Origin of the sequence: Arthrobacter sp. NPDC058097, assembly GCF_042884885.1 — a bacterium.
Lineage (GTDB): Bacteria > Actinomycetota > Actinomycetes > Actinomycetales > Micrococcaceae > Arthrobacter.
In genome coordinates this window covers 230132-246504 of record NZ_JBHVSZ010000006.1, presented here as the reverse complement: position 1 = coordinate 246504, position 16373 = coordinate 230132, and the positions used below count along the sequence as shown (strand labels likewise).

At 66.8% G+C, this 16373-nt stretch carries 15 protein-coding genes; 14 read left to right on the top strand and 1 reads right to left on the bottom strand.

Annotated features, from left to right (window positions below):
* Positions 1–10 precede the first annotated feature (10 nt).
* The 12 genes from murG (at position 11) to dnaE (ending at position 13682) form a co-directional block, all read left to right on the top strand.
* Positions 11–1111 (top strand): undecaprenyldiphospho-muramoylpentapeptide beta-N-acetylglucosaminyltransferase, encoded by a 1101-nt coding sequence (murG, locus tag ACFVTE_RS12685; RefSeq protein WP_387100859.1) that lies wholly within the window; start codon positions 11–13, stop codon positions 1109–1111.
* Positions 1108–2487, top strand: coding sequence for a UDP-N-acetylmuramate--L-alanine ligase (murC, locus tag ACFVTE_RS12680; RefSeq protein ID WP_387100858.1), 1380 nt, complete (start codon positions 1108–1110; stop codon positions 2485–2487). Before murG ends, murC begins: the two co-directional genes overlap by 4 nt.
* A complete protein-coding gene (locus ACFVTE_RS12675) occupies positions 2480–3574 on the top strand; it encodes an FtsQ-type POTRA domain-containing protein (protein ID WP_387100857.1) in 1095 nt (364 codons plus the stop codon). Before murC ends, ACFVTE_RS12675 begins: the two co-directional genes overlap by 8 nt.
* Before the next feature lie 189 nt (positions 3575–3763).
* Positions 3764–4996, top strand: coding sequence for a cell division protein FtsZ (gene ftsZ / locus ACFVTE_RS12670; RefSeq protein ID WP_387100855.1), 1233 nt, complete (start codon positions 3764–3766; stop codon positions 4994–4996).
* An 86-nt stretch (positions 4997–5082) separates the two neighbouring features.
* Positions 5083–5865: a polyphenol oxidase family protein gene (locus tag ACFVTE_RS12665; protein ID WP_387100853.1), complete on the top strand. Its 783-nt coding sequence runs from the start codon at positions 5083–5085 to the stop codon at positions 5863–5865.
* Complete coding sequence (locus tag ACFVTE_RS12660; protein ID WP_387100851.1) at positions 5858–6595, top strand: YggS family pyridoxal phosphate-dependent enzyme; 738 nt, start codon at positions 5858–5860, stop codon at positions 6593–6595. Before ACFVTE_RS12665 ends, ACFVTE_RS12660 begins: the two co-directional genes overlap by 8 nt.
* Before the next feature lie 89 nt (positions 6596–6684).
* Positions 6685–7215 carry a cell division protein SepF gene (locus tag ACFVTE_RS12655; protein WP_387100849.1) on the top strand — a complete coding sequence of 177 codons (531 nt, stop codon included), beginning with the start codon at positions 6685–6687 and terminating at the stop codon, positions 7213–7215.
* A gap of 133 nt (positions 7216–7348) precedes the next feature.
* Positions 7349–7636, top strand: a complete 288-nt coding sequence (locus ACFVTE_RS12650) for a YggT family protein (RefSeq protein ID WP_003801741.1) — start codon at positions 7349–7351, stop codon at positions 7634–7636.
* A gap of 167 nt (positions 7637–7803) precedes the next feature.
* Positions 7804–8499 carry a DivIVA domain-containing protein gene (locus tag ACFVTE_RS12645; protein WP_387100847.1) on the top strand — a complete coding sequence of 232 codons (696 nt, stop codon included), beginning with the start codon at positions 7804–7806 and terminating at the stop codon, positions 8497–8499.
* 81 nt (positions 8500–8580) lie between these two features.
* Positions 8581–9153 carry a signal peptidase II gene (lspA, locus tag ACFVTE_RS12640; protein ID WP_387100846.1) on the top strand — a complete coding sequence of 191 codons (573 nt, stop codon included), beginning with the start codon at positions 8581–8583 and terminating at the stop codon, positions 9151–9153.
* A complete protein-coding gene (locus ACFVTE_RS12635; protein WP_387100844.1) occupies positions 9146–10072 on the top strand; it encodes an RluA family pseudouridine synthase in 927 nt (308 codons plus the stop codon). Before lspA ends, ACFVTE_RS12635 begins: the two co-directional genes overlap by 8 nt.
* A gap of 52 nt (positions 10073–10124) precedes the next feature.
* Positions 10125–13682, top strand: coding sequence for a DNA polymerase III subunit alpha (gene dnaE, locus ACFVTE_RS12630; RefSeq protein ID WP_387100842.1), 3558 nt, complete (start codon positions 10125–10127; stop codon positions 13680–13682).
* A 37-nt stretch (positions 13683–13719) separates the two neighbouring features.
* Here dnaE and ACFVTE_RS12625 read toward each other — a convergent pair whose 3' ends face one another.
* Positions 13720–14178, bottom strand: a complete 459-nt coding sequence (locus ACFVTE_RS12625) for a flavin reductase family protein (RefSeq protein ID WP_306926770.1) — start codon at positions 14176–14178, stop codon at positions 13720–13722.
* Positions 14179–14371: 193 nt separating this feature from the next.
* On the opposite strand from ACFVTE_RS12625, the gene ACFVTE_RS12620 reads away from it, so the two are divergent.
* Together ACFVTE_RS12620 and hisD are read left to right on the top strand one after the other, a co-directional pair.
* The gene (locus ACFVTE_RS12620; RefSeq protein ID WP_387100840.1) at positions 14372–14953 is read left to right on the top strand and encodes a hypothetical protein; all 582 of its coding nucleotides are present in this window, start codon (positions 14372–14374) and stop codon (positions 14951–14953) included.
* A gap of 9 nt (positions 14954–14962) precedes the next feature.
* Positions 14963–16357 (top strand): histidinol dehydrogenase, encoded by a 1395-nt coding sequence (hisD, locus tag ACFVTE_RS12615; RefSeq protein WP_387100839.1) that lies wholly within the window; start codon positions 14963–14965, stop codon positions 16355–16357.
* Positions 16358–16373 lie beyond the last annotated feature (16 nt).

Sequence of the window (16373 nt, the reverse complement as noted above, 5' to 3'; positions counted from 1 at the left end):
CCAGCACCTGATGAAAACCGAGTCATTATCCGTGGTCCTTGCCGGCGGCGGAACAGCAGGCCATATCAACCCGCTGCTGGCCATTGCCGCCGCCATCCGCGATGCCCGCCCCGACGCCCGGCTGCTCGCCGTCGGAACGGCCGCCGGCATGGAGACCAGGCTGGTCCCGGCCGCCGGGCTGGAACTGGCCACCATCGACCGGGTCCCGTTCCCCCGCAAGCCTTCGGCTGACCTGCTCCGCCTTCCGGGACGCCTCGCAGGCGCCGTGCGGCAGGCCGGACGCATCCTCGACGACGCCGGCGCGGACGTCCTCGTGGGCGTGGGCGGCTACGTCTGCACGCCCATGTACCTCGCTGCCTGGCGGCGGAAGATCCCCATCGTCATCCATGAAGCCAACACCCGGCCGGGCCTGGCCAACCGGGTCGGGGCGCGGCTGAGCCGGCACGTGGCCGTGGCCTTCGCCGGCACCCCGCTGCGCAATGCCCGCCACGTGGGCATGCCCATGCGCCGCGAAGTCTCGTCCATGGTCAGGGCGACGGCGCGCAACGGCGCCCTCCGCAGCCTGGAGCTGCAGCCCGAGAAGCCGGTGCTCATCGTCACCGGCGGCTCATCCGGGGCACAAAGCATCAACCGCACTGTGGCTGCTTCCCTCGAGGCGCTGTCCCGGGCCGGCGTCCAGACCATCCACATCACCGGCCGCGGCAAGTCCGTGGAGGATTCCGAGGGCAACGTGCTGAGCGCCGACGGCTACCGCCAGCTCGAGTATGTGGACGGCATGGAGACCGTCTACGCCGCCGCTGACCTGCTGCTCGCCCGTTCCGGCGCGGCCACCGTGAGCGAGGTGGCCGCCGTCGGTGTTCCCGCGGTCTTCGTGCCGCTGCCGATCGGCAACGGCGAGCAGGCGCTGAACGCCCGCGGACTCGTGGAGGCGGGCGGCGCCCTTCTGGTGGCGGACCGGGACTTCACCCCCGAATGGGTCCGCACCAGCCTCATCCCGCTGCTGACCGACCGTTCGCGACTCGACGCGATGGCGGCGAACGCGGAGAACCTTGGCATCCGACATGCCGACCAGCTCATGGCCGACCTCGTACTGGAAGCGGTATCCAAATGACCCCCAACGCAGCACCCAGCCAGGAAGCACTGGGCCGCGTGCACTTCATCGGAATCGGCGGCGTGGGCATGTCCGCCGTGGCCAGGATCATGGTGGCGCGCGGGATCCCCGTGAGCGGAACGGATGCGAAGGACCTCCCGGTCATGGCGGAGCTCGCCGCTGCCGGCGCCCGGATCAGCGTGGGCTACGGGGCCGGCAACCTCGGGGACGCCCAGACGGTGGTGGCAGGATCGGCCATCCGTGCCGACAATCCGGAACTAGCGGCCGCCCGTGCCGCCGGCCTGCCGGTGCTGCACCGCTCCGAAGCCCTCGCCGCCACCATGGGCGAGGACCTCGTGGTGACCGTTGCCGGTACCCACGGGAAGTCCACCACGACCTCCATGATCACCGTGCTGCTGCAGGGCGCGGGCCTGGACCCGTCGTTCGCGATCGGGGCCAATGTTCCGGCGCTCGGCGTGAACGCGGCAAACGGCAGCTCCCAGGTGTTTGTCGCCGAGGCGGATGAGTCCGACGGTTCGTTCCTGAACTACCGGCCACAGATCGCCGTCGTCACCAACGTGGAGCCCGACCACCTCGACCACTACGGCACCGCCGAAGCCGTGTACGAATCCTTCGACCGGTTCACGGAACTGCTGCCCGCGGACGGCGTGCTGGTTGCCTGCGCCGACGACGCCGGGGCGCACGCGCTGGCGCTGCGCACCCGTGAGCGGGGCAACGCCCGCGTTGTCCTGTACGGCACCTCCGAGGCTGCTGACCTCCGGCTCGACGACGGCGGACCCGGCAGGGTGGCCATCACGACGGCGGGCGGCCGGTTCCCGCTGGCACTGCAGGTCCCCGGACGGCACAACGCGCTGAATGCTGCCGCCGCGATGGCGGTGGCGCTGGAACTCGGCGTTGACGCCCAGGCTGCGGCCTCCGCCCTGGCGGGCTTTTCGGGTGCATCCCGGCGGTTCGAATACAAGGGCGAGGGCAGGGGAGTGCGGGTTTACGACGACTACGCCCACCACCCCACGGAGGTGCGGGCAGCCCTGGCGGCAGCCCGGTCCGTGGCCGGCGACCACAAGGTGCACGTCCTGTTCCAGCCGCACCTGTTCTCCCGGACCCGGGAGTTCGCCGCAGAGTTCGCGGACGCGCTCAACGCCGCGGACACTGCGCTGGTGCTCGATATCTACCCCGCCCGTGAGGATCCCATCCCGGGCGTCACCAGCGCGCTCATCACGGAGCACCTCGGTTCTGGCGGACGCCTGGTCGGCGTCGGTGACGAGGCCGTGGCCGCCCTGGCCGCGGCCGCGCAGCCGGGGGACATCATCCTCACCGCCGGCGCCGGGGACGTCACCGCTTACGGGCCGCTGATCGTGGAGTCCCTCGGTGGCTAGCACCCGGCGCCCCACCTACCGTCCGGCAAAGCCCCCTGCCCGGGAGACCGACGCCGGCCGGGACACTGGCGCCGGCGGCCCTGCTGCAGGGTCCGGCGGCGGCAAGCGCGCCGTGATCACCGCTTCCAAGGGCATCCCGGAGAGTACTGCCCAGGAGAAAGTGCCTGCCCAGGAGAGGGCTCAGGGCAGCACGCCGAAGGCAACAGCCCAGGACAAGCCGGCCAAAGCGGACTGGCCCCGGCTGAAGCGCCGGGAAGCTGCCAAGCCGGGAGCCAATGCCAGGAAGCAGGGCAGCACGGCGGGCCATGCGGCCGGGACGGACAGAACAGGCCCGGGCAAAACAGGCACGGGCAAAACAGGCCCCGACAATGTGCTGGCCTTTCCCGAACCCCGCGGCCGGCGGATCAGGCGGAACATCATCGTTGCCGCGTGCATCACGGCTGTCCTTGTGGCAGGGCTCATCGCCGCTGCCATCTACTCGCCGGTGCTGGCTGTGCAGAGCGTCAGCGTCACCGGCACGAAGCTCCTCAAGCCGGCGCAGGTCCAGGCGGCACTCAAGCCGCTGCTGGGCACGCCGCTGCCGCAGGTCAGCGACTCAGAGGTCGATTCGCTGCTGAAGCCGCTCGTCCAGATCAAATCGGTCACCACGCAGGCCCATCCGCCGTCCGTCCTGGTGGTGCACGTCCAGGAACGCGTCCCCGTGGCCCTCGTCAAGCGAGGCAGCGAGTACATGCTCGTGGACGTCGACGGCGTGAAGCTTGGCACCACGGCCGATCCCACCTCCGTGAAGCTGCCGGTCATTGACGGCGGCGCGGGCACCATCGGCAAGGACCTGTTCCAGGCCACTGCCGAGGTCCTTGGCGCGCTTCCGGCCAACGTGCTCGCCAAGCTCTCCAACGCCTCCGCCAAGTCCGTGGACGCTGTGGAACTGAAGCTGCTGGACGGCCAGACAGTCGTCTGGGGCAACGCGGAGGAGAAGGAGCTCAAGGCACGGGTGCTGGAGGCGCTGCTCAAGGTGCCGGCCGATCCCGCCAACCCGGTCAACACCTACGACGTGAGCGCGCCGCGTCATCCGGTGACGCGGTGAGCCGCTGTATTTCACGGGGATTAGGGCGACACGCGGTTGCGGTTATTGAATGTAGCCAGCATAGGAAATAGCGTCACAGACGTGAGTTACTTGACATAACTATAACCTTCAACTCGAAGGTTAAGGTTCAGGGCTTCAAGCTCGACTCAATCAGTTTTCGCAATAGGACACTAACAAGGGACACGTAACGTGGCAGCTCCGCAGAATTACTTGGCCGTCATCAAGGTCGTCGGCATCGGCGGCGGTGGCGTGAACGCAGTCAACCGCATGATCGAGGTGGGTCTCCGCGGTGTCGAATTCATAGCTATCAACACCGACGCCCAGGCGCTGCTGATGAGTGATGCCGACGTGAAGCTCGACGTCGGACGCGAACTGACCCGCGGGCTGGGCGCCGGGGCCAACCCGGAGGTCGGCAAGCAGGCTGCCGAAGACCACGCCGACGAGATCGAGGAAGTCCTCCGCGGTGCCGACATGGTCTTCGTAACCGCAGGTGAAGGCGGTGGCACCGGCACCGGCGGCGCCCCGGTCGTTGCCCGCATTGCGCGCTCCCTTGGCGCCCTGACGATCGGCGTTGTCACGCGACCGTTCACCTTCGAAGGACGGCGCCGCGCGGGCTCCGCCGAGGCGGGCATCGACGCCCTCCGCGACGAGGTGGACACCCTGATCGTGATCCCCAACGACCGCCTGCTGTCCATCAGCGACCGGAACGTCTCAGTCCTGGACGCCTTCCGCTCCGCTGACCAGGTCCTGCTGTCTGGTGTCCAGGGCATCACGGACCTCATCACCACGCCGGGCCTGATCAACCTCGACTTCGCCGACGTGAAATCCGTCATGCAGGGCGCAGGCTCGGCCCTGATGGGCATCGGCTCCGCCCGCGGCGAGGACCGCGCGGTCAAGGCAGCCGAGCTCGCCATCGCCTCCCCGCTGCTGGAAGCCAGCATCGACGGCGCCCACGGTGTCCTGCTGTCCATCCAGGGCGGTTCCGACCTCGGACTGTTCGAGATCAACGAAGCCGCGCGCCTGGTGCAGGAAGTCGCCCACCCCGAGGCCAACATCATCTTCGGTGCTGTCATCGACGACGCCCTCGGCGACGAAGCCCGCGTCACCGTCATCGCGGCCGGCTTCGACGACGTCAAGGCCACCTCGCCGTCCATGGACCAGTCGCAGCCGCAGGCTGCGCCGCAGCGCCCCGCCGTACCGGCGGCCGCACCGCAGAGCCAGCCGTCCTCGGGCAGCCAGCAGGTCCACGTCCAGCCCGTGCACGCCGGTGTCGGCGCCGCAGGCCTCAGCAGCTGGGGACAGCAGCGCCCCACGGCCGTTCCCGCTGACTCGGGTTTCGACGTCGACCTTCCTTCGGTGGTTGAACCCGACCTCACCGGCAGCCGGTCCGACGACCTGGACGTCCCGGATTTCCTGAAGTAGCCCGATTTCCTGAAGTGGAAGGCCGCCGGGCGGACAAACCGCCCGGCCGCTGTCCTGTTTCCTGACCCTGAGTGCCGGAGTTCCGATTGTTTTTGTGGCGTGCTGAAGTGCAGCCTGGCGTGTCCGTGGCGTTCACCGACACGAGTGCCGGCAACCTTGCCCTGCACGTGGGCGACGACCCAGGCGCGGTCCTGCACCGCAGGGCAAAGTTGGAGCAAGCCGCCGGCGTCGCGCCGCGCAGGTTCCAGTACATGAACCAGGTCCACGGCAACGAAGTGTCCCTCGTTGTTGAATCTGGCGCTGTTGCTGGATCTGGCACAGTTGCTGACTCTGGCACTGTTGCTGGATCCGGTGCAGTAGGTGGACCCGGTGCAGAAGCTGAACCTGCCGCGCAGGCGCCGACGGCGGATGCGCTGGTGTCCCTCGGCAAACCGCTCGCGGTGATGGTGGCAGACTGCATTCCGCTGGTCCTGGTGGGTTCCGGGGCTTCCGGTCCCGTGCTGGCTGCCGTCCATGCCGGGCGTCCCGGCCTGTTCTCCGGAGTCATTCCGGCCGCGGTGGAGGAAATGCGGGCCTCCGGTGCCACGGATATCCGGGCCTGGCTCGGCCCGTCCGTCTGCGGGAACTGCTACGAGGTGCCTGCCGAACTCCGCGACGAGGTCGCCGCCGTCCTCCCTTCCACCTGGTCCACCACATCCTGGGGAACACCGGCGCTCGACCTGCCCGCCGGTGCCGCCAGCCAGCTCGACGCGCTCGGTGTCCCGGTCGGATACCGGGGACCCTGCACGCTTGAAAACGAGTCCCTGTTCTCCTATCGCCGCGACTCCCGTTCCGGCCGGTTCGCCGGACTGGTGTGGACCCATGACTGACAGCCCGGAACCCGGGGACGCCCGGACAGTGCAGCTGCAGGAGCGCCTGGACGCCGTCCGGCAGCGCATCGGCCGTGCTACCGCCGCAGCCGGGCGGGAAGGGAACCCGCCGCGCCTGATTGTGGTCAGCAAGTTCCACCCCGCCGAGGACGTACGCAGGCTGGCAGCACTTGGCGTCAGGGACTTCGGGGAGAACCGGGACCAGGAAGCGTCCGCGAAAGCCGAGGAGCTCGAGGCCCTGGGCCTGACCTGGCATTTTGTGGGCCAGCTCCAGAGCAAGAAGTCCAAGACGGTGGTCCGGTACGCTTCTGCCGTTCACTCGGTGGACCGCTCCCAGCTCGTGACGGCACTCGAACGGGCCATGGGCGCCCAGCAGGAGCTGAACGGCCGCGCCGACCTGGACTGTTTCATCCAGGTAAGCCTGGACGAGGACGCCGGAGCCCACCGCGGCGGGGCGGCACCGGACGAGGTGCCGCAGCTGGCGGAACAGCTCGAAACTGCGGACGGCCTTCGCCTGGCGGGTGTCATGGCTGTGGCGCCGCTCGGGGCGGATCCCGACCGGGCTTTTGAAAAACTGCTGGGCATTTCCACCGGCCTGCAGCGGGATTTTCCGGGCGCCACGGGGATCTCCGCCGGCATGAGCCAGGACCTCGAATCAGCTGTCCGATTCGGTGCGACACACCTCCGAATTGGCTCAGATATTCTCGGTTCGCGCCCGGCCGTGCGGTAGCGTCTGTCGTATTGGAAGTGAATGGCGGGGATTCCAATGCTGTCTTGACCTTTGGGCGGCCCGCTTCCGGACACGATTAGGAGTCGACCATGGCTGGCGCTCTGCGCAAGACAATGATCTATCTTGGGCTCGCCGACGGCGATGAACACTACGAGTCTGAGCTTTCCACCCAGCAAAAGGACGAGGACAACTCTATGGAGCATGACCGTGAAGAGCGCCGCGCGCCGGCGCCGCTCCGAGAGGTCACCCGTGAAGTGCCACCAGCTGCCGAAGAGGAATACCGCGCACCCGTGACACCCATCAAGCGTGCGGCATCAAGCCGCGAAGAGACCACCGGGCTGCGGCAGATCACCACGATCCACCCGCGCTCCTACAACGACGCCAAGCTCATCGGCGAAAGCTTCCGTGACGGTATCCCCGTCATCATGAACGTGACGGACATGGGGGAGGCAGACGCCAAGCGGCTGGTCGACTTTTCCGCCGGCCTGGTCTTCGGTCTGCGCGGAAGCATCGAGCGCGTGACCAACAAGGTCTTCCTGCTGTCGCCGTCGTACGTTGAAGTCATCGGAGATGACAAGAAAGCCAGCGACGCCACCGCCAGTTTCTTCAACCAAAGCTAAATAAGGCTCTCCGGATGCCAGGCAGGGACGCACCTGCCTGGCATCCGTGCTGAAATAGGGGAGCAGCAAAAACCGGCAGGAATACCAGGGCACCGAAGTGCCCGCGATGAACATGGAGACACTGGGTTAGCTCATGGGAATACTATTCGGGCTCGTCTATATCGTCCTGCTGTTCATTTTCGTCGCGCTGATTGTCCGCCTCGTCTACGACTGGGTCCAGATGTTCGCGCGGGAATGGCGTCCCCGCGGGGTAGCATTAGTGGCGGCTCATGCGGTCTACTCGGTGACCGATCCGCCACTGAAGGTTCTGCGGCGCCTCATCCCGCCGCTGCGGCTGGGCGGCGTCTCGCTTGACCTCGGTTTCCTGGTGCTGTTCATCGGCCTGAGCATTGCCATGGCGATCACCAAGTCATTTGCATAACTTCATATCAGCTTGCCGCGCAGGGGCCGATCCGCAGGGATCCCCGGGCGCAGAAGACCTTTTGTTTGACGCCACGGTGTTCAATTAGAGGAACCAGACCAAATTTAGGTACCGTAGTTTTGACGGCCGGAAGGCCTCCTGACGAACTAGACCAACGAGGTGACCAGATGGCTTTGACGCCAGAAGACGTTGTCAACAAGCGCTTTCAGCCGACCAAGTTCCGCGAAGGCTATGACCAGGACGAAGTTGACGACTTCCTGGACGAGATCGTCGTCGAACTGCGGCGCCTGAACCAGGAAAACGAAGAACTTCGCAAGAAGCTCGCCGAAGTCAGCTCCGGATCGCCGGCTGCCACTTCCGCCGTCGCCCCTGTCGTTGAGAAGGTTCCCGCACCGTCCAAGTCCGAGAAGGACGAGACGCGCGCGAAGGCCGAAGCTGAGGCCAAGGCCGCCGAAGCCGCCAAGAAGAAGGAAGCCGAGCAGGCAGCGCCCGTTGCCGCCCAGGCACCCGCCGTCACCAGCAGCAACGTCTCCGAGTCGGCTGCCGGCCTGCTGGCCATGGCCCAGCAGATGCACGACCGCCACGTGGCCGAGGGCCAGCAGCAGCGCGACAAGATCATCGCCGAAGCGCAGATCGAAGCCAGCAGCCTCGTCAACGACGCGCAGGAGAAGTCCCGCAAGATCCTCGGTGCACTGGAGCAGCAGCGCTCCGTCCTCGAGCGCAAGGTGGAGCAGCTGCGCGGCTTCGAACGCGACTACCGCTCACGCCTGAAGGCCTACATCGAGGGCCAGCTGCGCGACCTGGACGCCCGTGGTTCCGTTGCCGCCCCCGAGGTGGGCGAAAGCAGCAGCGCCGCCGTTTAGCACGTATTCTGAAGGCCGGTGGCTGAGGATTCCTCGGCCACCGGCCTTTGCCATTAACGACGGTTCCCGAATGAAAGCACCATGACTGACGACCTTGCCGCTGACGCAGCGCATCCAGCTTCATCATCACCGCGGCCACGGCGCGCCGTCCTGCTGTCCCTGTTCGCCGGGCTGGCAGTTTTCGCCTACGTCTTCGACCAGCTCACCAAGCTGTGGGTCACCAGCACCATGGTGGAGGGTGAACGGATTCCCGTGCTGCCGCCGCTGCTCCACTGGTACTACATCCGGAACTCCGGCGCTGCCTTCTCCATCGGCGAGAACGTGACGTGGGTGTTCACGATCATCATGGTGGGGGTGGCCGCCGCCATCCTGTTCCAGCTGCGCAAGCTCGGATCCGCGTGGTGGGCTCTGGCACTGGGGCTGCTGTTCGGCGGCGCGCTGGGGAACCTGACGGACCGGCTGTTCCGGGAACCGTCCTTTGGAATGGGACACGTTGTGGACTTCATCCAGCTGCCCAACTTTGCGATCTTCAACATCGCCGACTCCGCCGTCGTTTCATCCGTGGTGATCATCTGCCTGCTGACCCTGCGCGGGATCGCCCTCGACGGATCACACCACAGCGTGGAAAAGCGGGAGGGCGGCGACGATGTCTGAGCGGGTTGTGGTGCCCGAGGAGCTGGACGGGACCCGCGTCGACGCCGGCCTGGCCAAGCTGATGGGCATGTCCCGTTCGTCCGCCGCAACGCTGATCGCCGAAGGCAACGTAGTCAGCGCCGGAAAGCCGGTGGGCAAATCCGCCAAGCTCGCGTCCGGCACCGTGCTGCACGTGACCGTGCCTGAGCGCCGGGATCCCCTTGAAGTCGTGGAGGAAGTTGTGGAAGGCCTGAAGATCCTGCTGGATGACGACGACTTTGTGGTGGTCGACAAACCGGTGGGCGTCGCGGCTCACCCGTCTCCGGGCTGGGTAGGGCCCACCGTCGTCGGCGGCCTCGCCGGTGCCGGCTACCGCATCTCCACCTCCGGCGCCACGGAACGTGCCGGCATCGTACACCGGCTCGACGTCGGGACCTCCGGGGTCATGGTGGTGGCCAAGACAGAACCCGCCTACACGGCCCTCAAACGGGCCTTCAAGGAACGCACCGTGGACAAGGTCTACCACGCCGTGGTCCAGGGCCTGCCGGATCCCCTGCAAGGCACCATCGACGCCCCGATCGGCCGCCACCCCGGCCACGACTGGCGCTTCGCCGTCATCGAAGACGGCCGGCCGTCGGTGACGCACTACGAGGTCCTTGAAGCCTTCGGCAAAGCCACCCTGGTGGAGGTACACCTGGAGACGGGCAGGACCCACCAGATCCGGGTCCACTTTGCAGCGCTCCGCCATCCGTGTGCCGGCGACCTCACCTACGGGGCCGACCCGCGGCTGGCCGCCACCCTCGGGCTCACCCGGCAGTGGCTGCACGCGCGTGAACTGGGCTTTGACCACCCGCGCACAGGAGAACGCGTCACGGTGACCAGCGACTACCCCGAGGACCTCGCCTACGCCCTGGAGGTCCTGGGTACGGGCAAGGCCTGAGCCTGCGGCACGCCGACATTAATTGTCAGGGGGCCGGCACTAGAATGGTCCGGTGACTTCCAGCAATGACTCGTTCGTACATCTCCACACCCACACCGAGTACTCGATGCTGGACGGCGCCGCCCGGCTCGGCGAGCTGTTCGACGAAACCGAGCGGCTGGGGATGCCCGCCCTGGCCACCACCGACCACGGCTACCTCTTCGGTGCTTTCGACTTCTGGCGAAAGGCCACCGACAAAGGCATCAAGCCCATCATCGGCGTCGAAGCCTATGTGACGCCCGGGACCGCGCGCGGCGACAAGAGCCGCGTCCGCTGGGGCGAGGAGAGCCAGCGCAAGGACGACGTCTCCGGCGGTGGCTCCTACACCCACATGACCCTGCTGAGCTACAACAACGTGGGCATGCGCAACCTGTTCCGTGCCTCCTCGATCGCATCGCTGGACTCGGTCTTCGGCAAGTGGCCCCGGCTGGACCGCGAACTGCTGAACACCTATTCCGAAGGGCTCATCGCCACCACAGGCTGCCCTTCCGGCGAGGTCCAGACCCGGCTCCGGCTTGGCCAGTACCGCGAAGCACTGGAAGCCGCCGCGGAGTTCCGGGACATCTTCGGCGCGGAGAACTACTTCTGCGAACTCATGGACCATGGGCTGGACATTGAACGCCGCGTCACCGGCGACCTCCTGCGGCTGGCCAAGGAACTGAACCTCCCGCTCGTTGCCACCAACGACCTGCACTACACGCACGAGCACGACGCCAAGGCGCACGAGGCCCTGCTGGCCATCCAGTCCGGCTCTACGCTCCTCGAACCCACCTACGACAACGGCGGCTCCCGCTTCGCGTTCTCCGGCAGCGGCTACTACCTGAAGTCGCCGCGGGAAATGCGCGAGCTCTTCCGCGACCACCCGGACGCCTGCGACAACACGCTGCTGATCGCCGAGCGGTGCGAGGTGTCCTTCAACACCGGCGCCAACTACATGCCCCGGTTCCCCTGCCCCGAGGGCGAGGACGAAACGTCCTGGCTGGTCAAGGAAGTCGACAAGGGACTCCAGTACCGCTATCCCGCCGGCATCCCGGACGAGGTCCGCAAGCAGGCCGACTACGAGCTCGGCGTCATCACCTCGATGGGGTTCCCCGGCTACTTCCTGGTGGTGGCCGACTTCATCAACTGGGCCAAAAACAACGGCATCCGGGTGGGTCCGGGCCGTGGCTCCGGTGCAGGCTCCATGGTGGCCTACGCCATGCGCATCACCGACCTTGACCCGCTGCGGCACGGCCTGATCTTCGAGCGGTTCCTGAACCCTGACCGTGTCTCCATGCCCGACTTCGACGTCGACTTCGATGACCGGCGCCGTTCCGAGGTCATCGACTACGTGACCCGGAAGTACGGCGACGAGCGCGTGGCCATGATCGTCACCTACGGCACCATCAAGACCAAGCAGGCGCTTAAGGACTCCTCCCGCGTGCTCGGCTACCCGTTCAGCATGGGTGAACAGCTGACCAAGGCACTCCCGCCCGCCGTGATGGCCAAGGATATTCCGCTTGCCGACATCCAGAACAAGGACGCCAAGCGCTACAGCGAGGCGGGGGATTTCCGGCAGCTGATCAGCACGGACCCCGAGGCCGCCAAGGTTTTCGAGACCGCGCTGGGCATTGAGGGCCTGAAACGCCAATGGGGCGTGCACGCGGCCGGCGTGATCATGTCCTCGGACCCCATCATCGACGTCATTCCGATCATGCGCCGCTTCCAGGACGGCCAGGTCATCACCCAGTTCGACTACCCGACGTCCGAGGGCCTCGGCCTGATCAAGATGGACTTCCTCGGGTTGCGAAACCTGACGATCATTTCCGATGCCCTGGAAAACATCAGGATGAACCGCGGCATCGACCTCGACCTCGAAACGCTGGAGCTGGACGACGCCGCGTCCTATGAGCTGCTGGCCCGCGGTGACACGCTGGGCGTTTTCCAGCTCGACGGCGGCCCCATGCGGTCCCTGCTCAAGCTCATGAAGCCTGACAACTTCGAAGACATTTCCGCCGTGCTGGCGCTCTACCGTCCGGGTCCGATGGGCGCCAACGCGCACACCGACTACGCGCTGCGCAAGAACAAGATCCAGGACGTCATCCCGATCCACCCGGAACTCGAGGAACCGCTCAAGGAGATTCTCGGTGGGACGTTCGGCCTGATCGTGTACCAGGAACAGGTTATGGCGGTTGCGCAGAAGCTCGCCGGCTACTCCCTGGGCCAGGCAGACATTCTCCGCCGCGCCATGGGTAAGAAGAAGAAGTCCGAGCTGGACAAGCAGTTTGCCGGCTTCTCGCAGGGCATGCAGGACAACGGCTACTCCATGGAGGCCGTCAAGACCCTATGGGACATCCTGCTGCCCTTCTCCGACTACGCCTTCAACAAGGCGCACTCGGCAGCGTACGGCGTGATCTCGTACTGGACGGCCTACCTTAAGGCGCACTACGCGCCGGAGTACATGGCCGCGCTGCTGACCTCGGTTGGCGACGACAAGGACAAGTCCGCGATCTACCTCAACGAGTGCCGGCGCATGGGCATCACGGTGCTGCCGCCGGACGTCAACGAATCAGCCCTGAACTTCACCCCGGTGGGGGAGGACATCCGCTTCGGCATGGGCGCCATCCGGAACGTCGGCGTCAACGTCGTCGAAGCCATGGTGGCCGCCCGCGAAAAAGAGGGCGCCTACAGTTCCTTCAAGGACTACCTCATGAAGGTGCCGGCCGTGGTGTGCAACAAGCGCACCGTCGAATCCCTGATCAAGGCCGGAGCCTTCGACTCGCTGGGGCACCACCGCCGCGCCTTGGCCATGATCCACGAAGAGGCCATCGACTCCGTGATCACCCTCAAGCGCAACGAGGCCATCGGCCAGTTCGATCTCTTTGCCGGCTTCGACGAGGCCGAGTCCGAGTCCTCGCTCAGCATCGAGATCCCCGACCTGCCGGAATGGGAGAAGAAGGACAAGCTCGCCTTCGAGCGCGACATGCTGGGCCTGTACGTTTCTGACCACCCGCTGCAGGGCCTCGAAGGCGTCCTGAGCCAGCACGCCGACCAGTCCATCACCTCAATCATCGCTGAGGACGGGCCGCACGACGGCGCCATCGTCACCATCGCGGGCATGATCACCTCGCTGAGCCGCCGGATCGCGAAGGCCAGCGGCAACGCCTATGCCCGGGCGGAGATCGAGGACCTCGGCGGCTCCATGGAGGTCATGTTCTTCGGCCAGGTCTACGGACCCATCGCCTCGGTTCTCGCCGAGGACCTGATCGTGGTGGTCAAGGGGCGGCTGCAGCGGCGCGACGACGGTGCCGTGACCCTGAACTGCATGGAGCTCTCCGTCCCGGACCTCAGCCAGGGCACCAACGGACCGCTGGTCATCACCATGCCCACGCACAAGGCCACCGAGGCCGTGGTCACGGAACTCGGGGACGTACTGCGGAACCACCGGGGCAACTCCGAAGTCCGGGTGAACCTGCAGGGCGACAGCCGCATCGAGGTCATGGCGCTTCCCGTGCACCTGCGGGTGAACCCGAACCCGTCGCTGTTCGGGGACCTGAAGGTCCTGCTGGGCCCGGCCTGCCTGGACGCCTAGGCGTCCGTTGGTGGCGACGCCCAGGTTTCCCGGGCGTTCAGATTTCGTAGTCCAGCGGAACGGGCTGTCCGTAGGTGCCGGAGTGGTACAGCAGCGGCGAGCCGTCCTCGCCGACCTGCCCTTCCACCACTTCGACCACCACGACGGCGTTGTTTTCGAACGACAGGCGCATCTGGATCTTGCCGATCAGCCAGCCGGAAACGTCCTTGAGCACCGGCACGTCATAGGGTCCGTGGGCCCAGTGGTCGCCGGCGAAACGTTCCTTGGTGCGGGCGAACCGGTCGGCCAGCTCCTGGTTCTCGAGTCCCAGCATGTGCACGCCGATGTACGCGGTGTTGGCCACCGCCGGCCACGAGCTGGAACTGCGCGCCATGTTGAAGGTAAAGCGCGGCGGTTTGGCGGACAGCGAGGCAACGGAGGTTGCCGTGAACCCGTAGGGGACCCCGTCATAGTTCACGGTGATGATTGCGACGCCCGCTGCATGCCGGCGGAACATCTCTTTGAACGTGCCCTCGAAAGCACCATCATCTGAGGTCACTGGAATCGATCTCCCTACTGCATCCGTGCCAAGTGAGTGTCTAGTACAAGACTATGGGGCTTCCAGCCGGATGGAGCATTCCCCCGGCGGGCAGGCACGTGGCGCGGAATACCGGCCAACATTTGGCTGCCACATTTGTTAACGTTTCCTCATGACCCAGCCTGTACCTTTCCCTCCAGCCCGCTCCTCCGCCGAGGCCCATGGTTCCCGGCGGCGGCCCGGTAAGGGTTGGGCCGGCAAGGGAGGGGCAGGCCATGGTTGGGTGTGGGCGGCCGGGATTATCGGCGCCGGCATCCCGGCCGGGCTCCTCTGGTGGCTCCTGGCCCCGGGCGGGCAAAACCTGATTTCCGGGAACTCTGCCCTGTCCCCCGGAACCAACAGCGAGGGGTGGTTGCCCCGGGACCTGGTGCTGGCGGGACTCTTTGTCTTTGCGGGCTGTCTGGTGGCCGTGCTGTTGTCAGGCCGTCGTGACGGCGGGACGAGGCGGCTGCTGCTGTTGTCCGTCGCCGCAAGCGCAGCGGCGGCCGTCCTGGCGTGGCAGACCGGGGTGCTGGCGGGGCGCCTGCTGGGAGGGCCGCAGGACACGTCGGCGAACGGAAGCGTCGCCTTCTCGCTGCGGTCCCTGACCGTCCTCGTCCTGTGGCCCGCGGCCGCCGCTGCAGGTTTCTTCGTCCTGCGCATCATCGGCCTCCTGCGCGCTTCCGTGGACCAGGAGCAGGACGGCGGCGCGTAAAATGTACGGGTGACCACTACTCCGGACAGCCCCACAGACGCAAACAGCCAGGCACGCCCGAACACTCCCGCCGTCGACTTCCGCACAGTTGACCTGCGCGGCCGAAGCCTCAGCCTGGCCGAACTTCGCCAGGCCGTGCCGCGGGCGCGGCAGCAGACGGTGGCAGACGCCGAGCAGAAGGTCACCGACATCATCACGGCCGTCCGCCAGCGCGGCTTCGACGCCCTCGCAGACTTCGCCAGAACCTTCGACGGCGTGGAGCAGGCCCATCCGCGGGTTCCGGCCGAGGCGCTCCAGTCAGCGCTGGACGGACTGGACCCTGCCGTGCGTTCGGCGCTCGAAGAGTCCATCAGCCGCGCGCGCCGGTTTGCGGACGGGCAGCGCCCGGCCGACGTCGATATCTCCCTGGGCGACGGCGCGGTGGTCAGCCAGAAATGGGTGCCCGTGGCACGCGTGGGCCTGTATGTCCCCGGCGGCCTGGCGGTCTACCCGTCCTCCGTGATCATGAACGTGGTCCCGGCACTGGCCGCAGGCGTGGAATCGATCGCACTCGCCTCGCCGCCGCAGAAGGACTTTGGCGGCCTGCCGCACCCCACCATCCTGGCCGCTGCGGCACTGCTGGGAATCGACGAGGTCTACGCCATCGGCGGAGCCCAGGCCATCGCCGCCTTCGCCTACGGCGTGCCGGGCGAATCGGGGACCCCCGGGCTGGAGCCCGTCGACGTCGTGACCGGACCGGGTAACATCTTTGTCGCCACGGCCAAGCGCCTGGTTAAGGGCGTCGTGGGGATCGACTCCGAGGCCGGCACCACGGAAATCGCCATCCTCGCCGACGCCACGGCGCGCCCTGCCTTCGTTGCCGCCGACCTCATCAGCCAGGCCGAGCACGACCCGAAGGCCGCCTCCGTCCTGATCACCGATTCCCCCGAACTGGCCGCCGAGGTCCGGGAGGAGCTGGAACTGCAGGCTGCCTCCACCAAGCACAGCCAGCGTGTCCGCGAGGCGCTCTCCGGCCCGCAGTCCGGCGTGGTGCTCGTGGATGACCTCGACCAGGGGATCGCGGCGTGTGACGCCTACGCGGCCGAACACCTGGAGATTATGACCGCGGACGCGCCCGCTGTGGCGGCGCGGATCCGGAACGCCGGCGCCATTTTCGTCGGTGACTACAGCCCGGTGAGCCTCGGTGACTACTGCGCCGGTTCCAACCACGTGCTTCCCACAAGCGGCACGGCGGCCTTCTCGTCCGGGCTGAACGTGACCACCTTCCTGCGCGCCATTCAGGTGATCAACTACTCCGAGGCGGCGCTGGGACAGGTCAGCGGCCACATCGTCAGCCTGTCCGGCGCGGAGGACCTGCCGGCACACGGCGACGCGGTCACCGTCCGGTTCCAGGCAGGCCGCTGACCACTACATGTAGTCG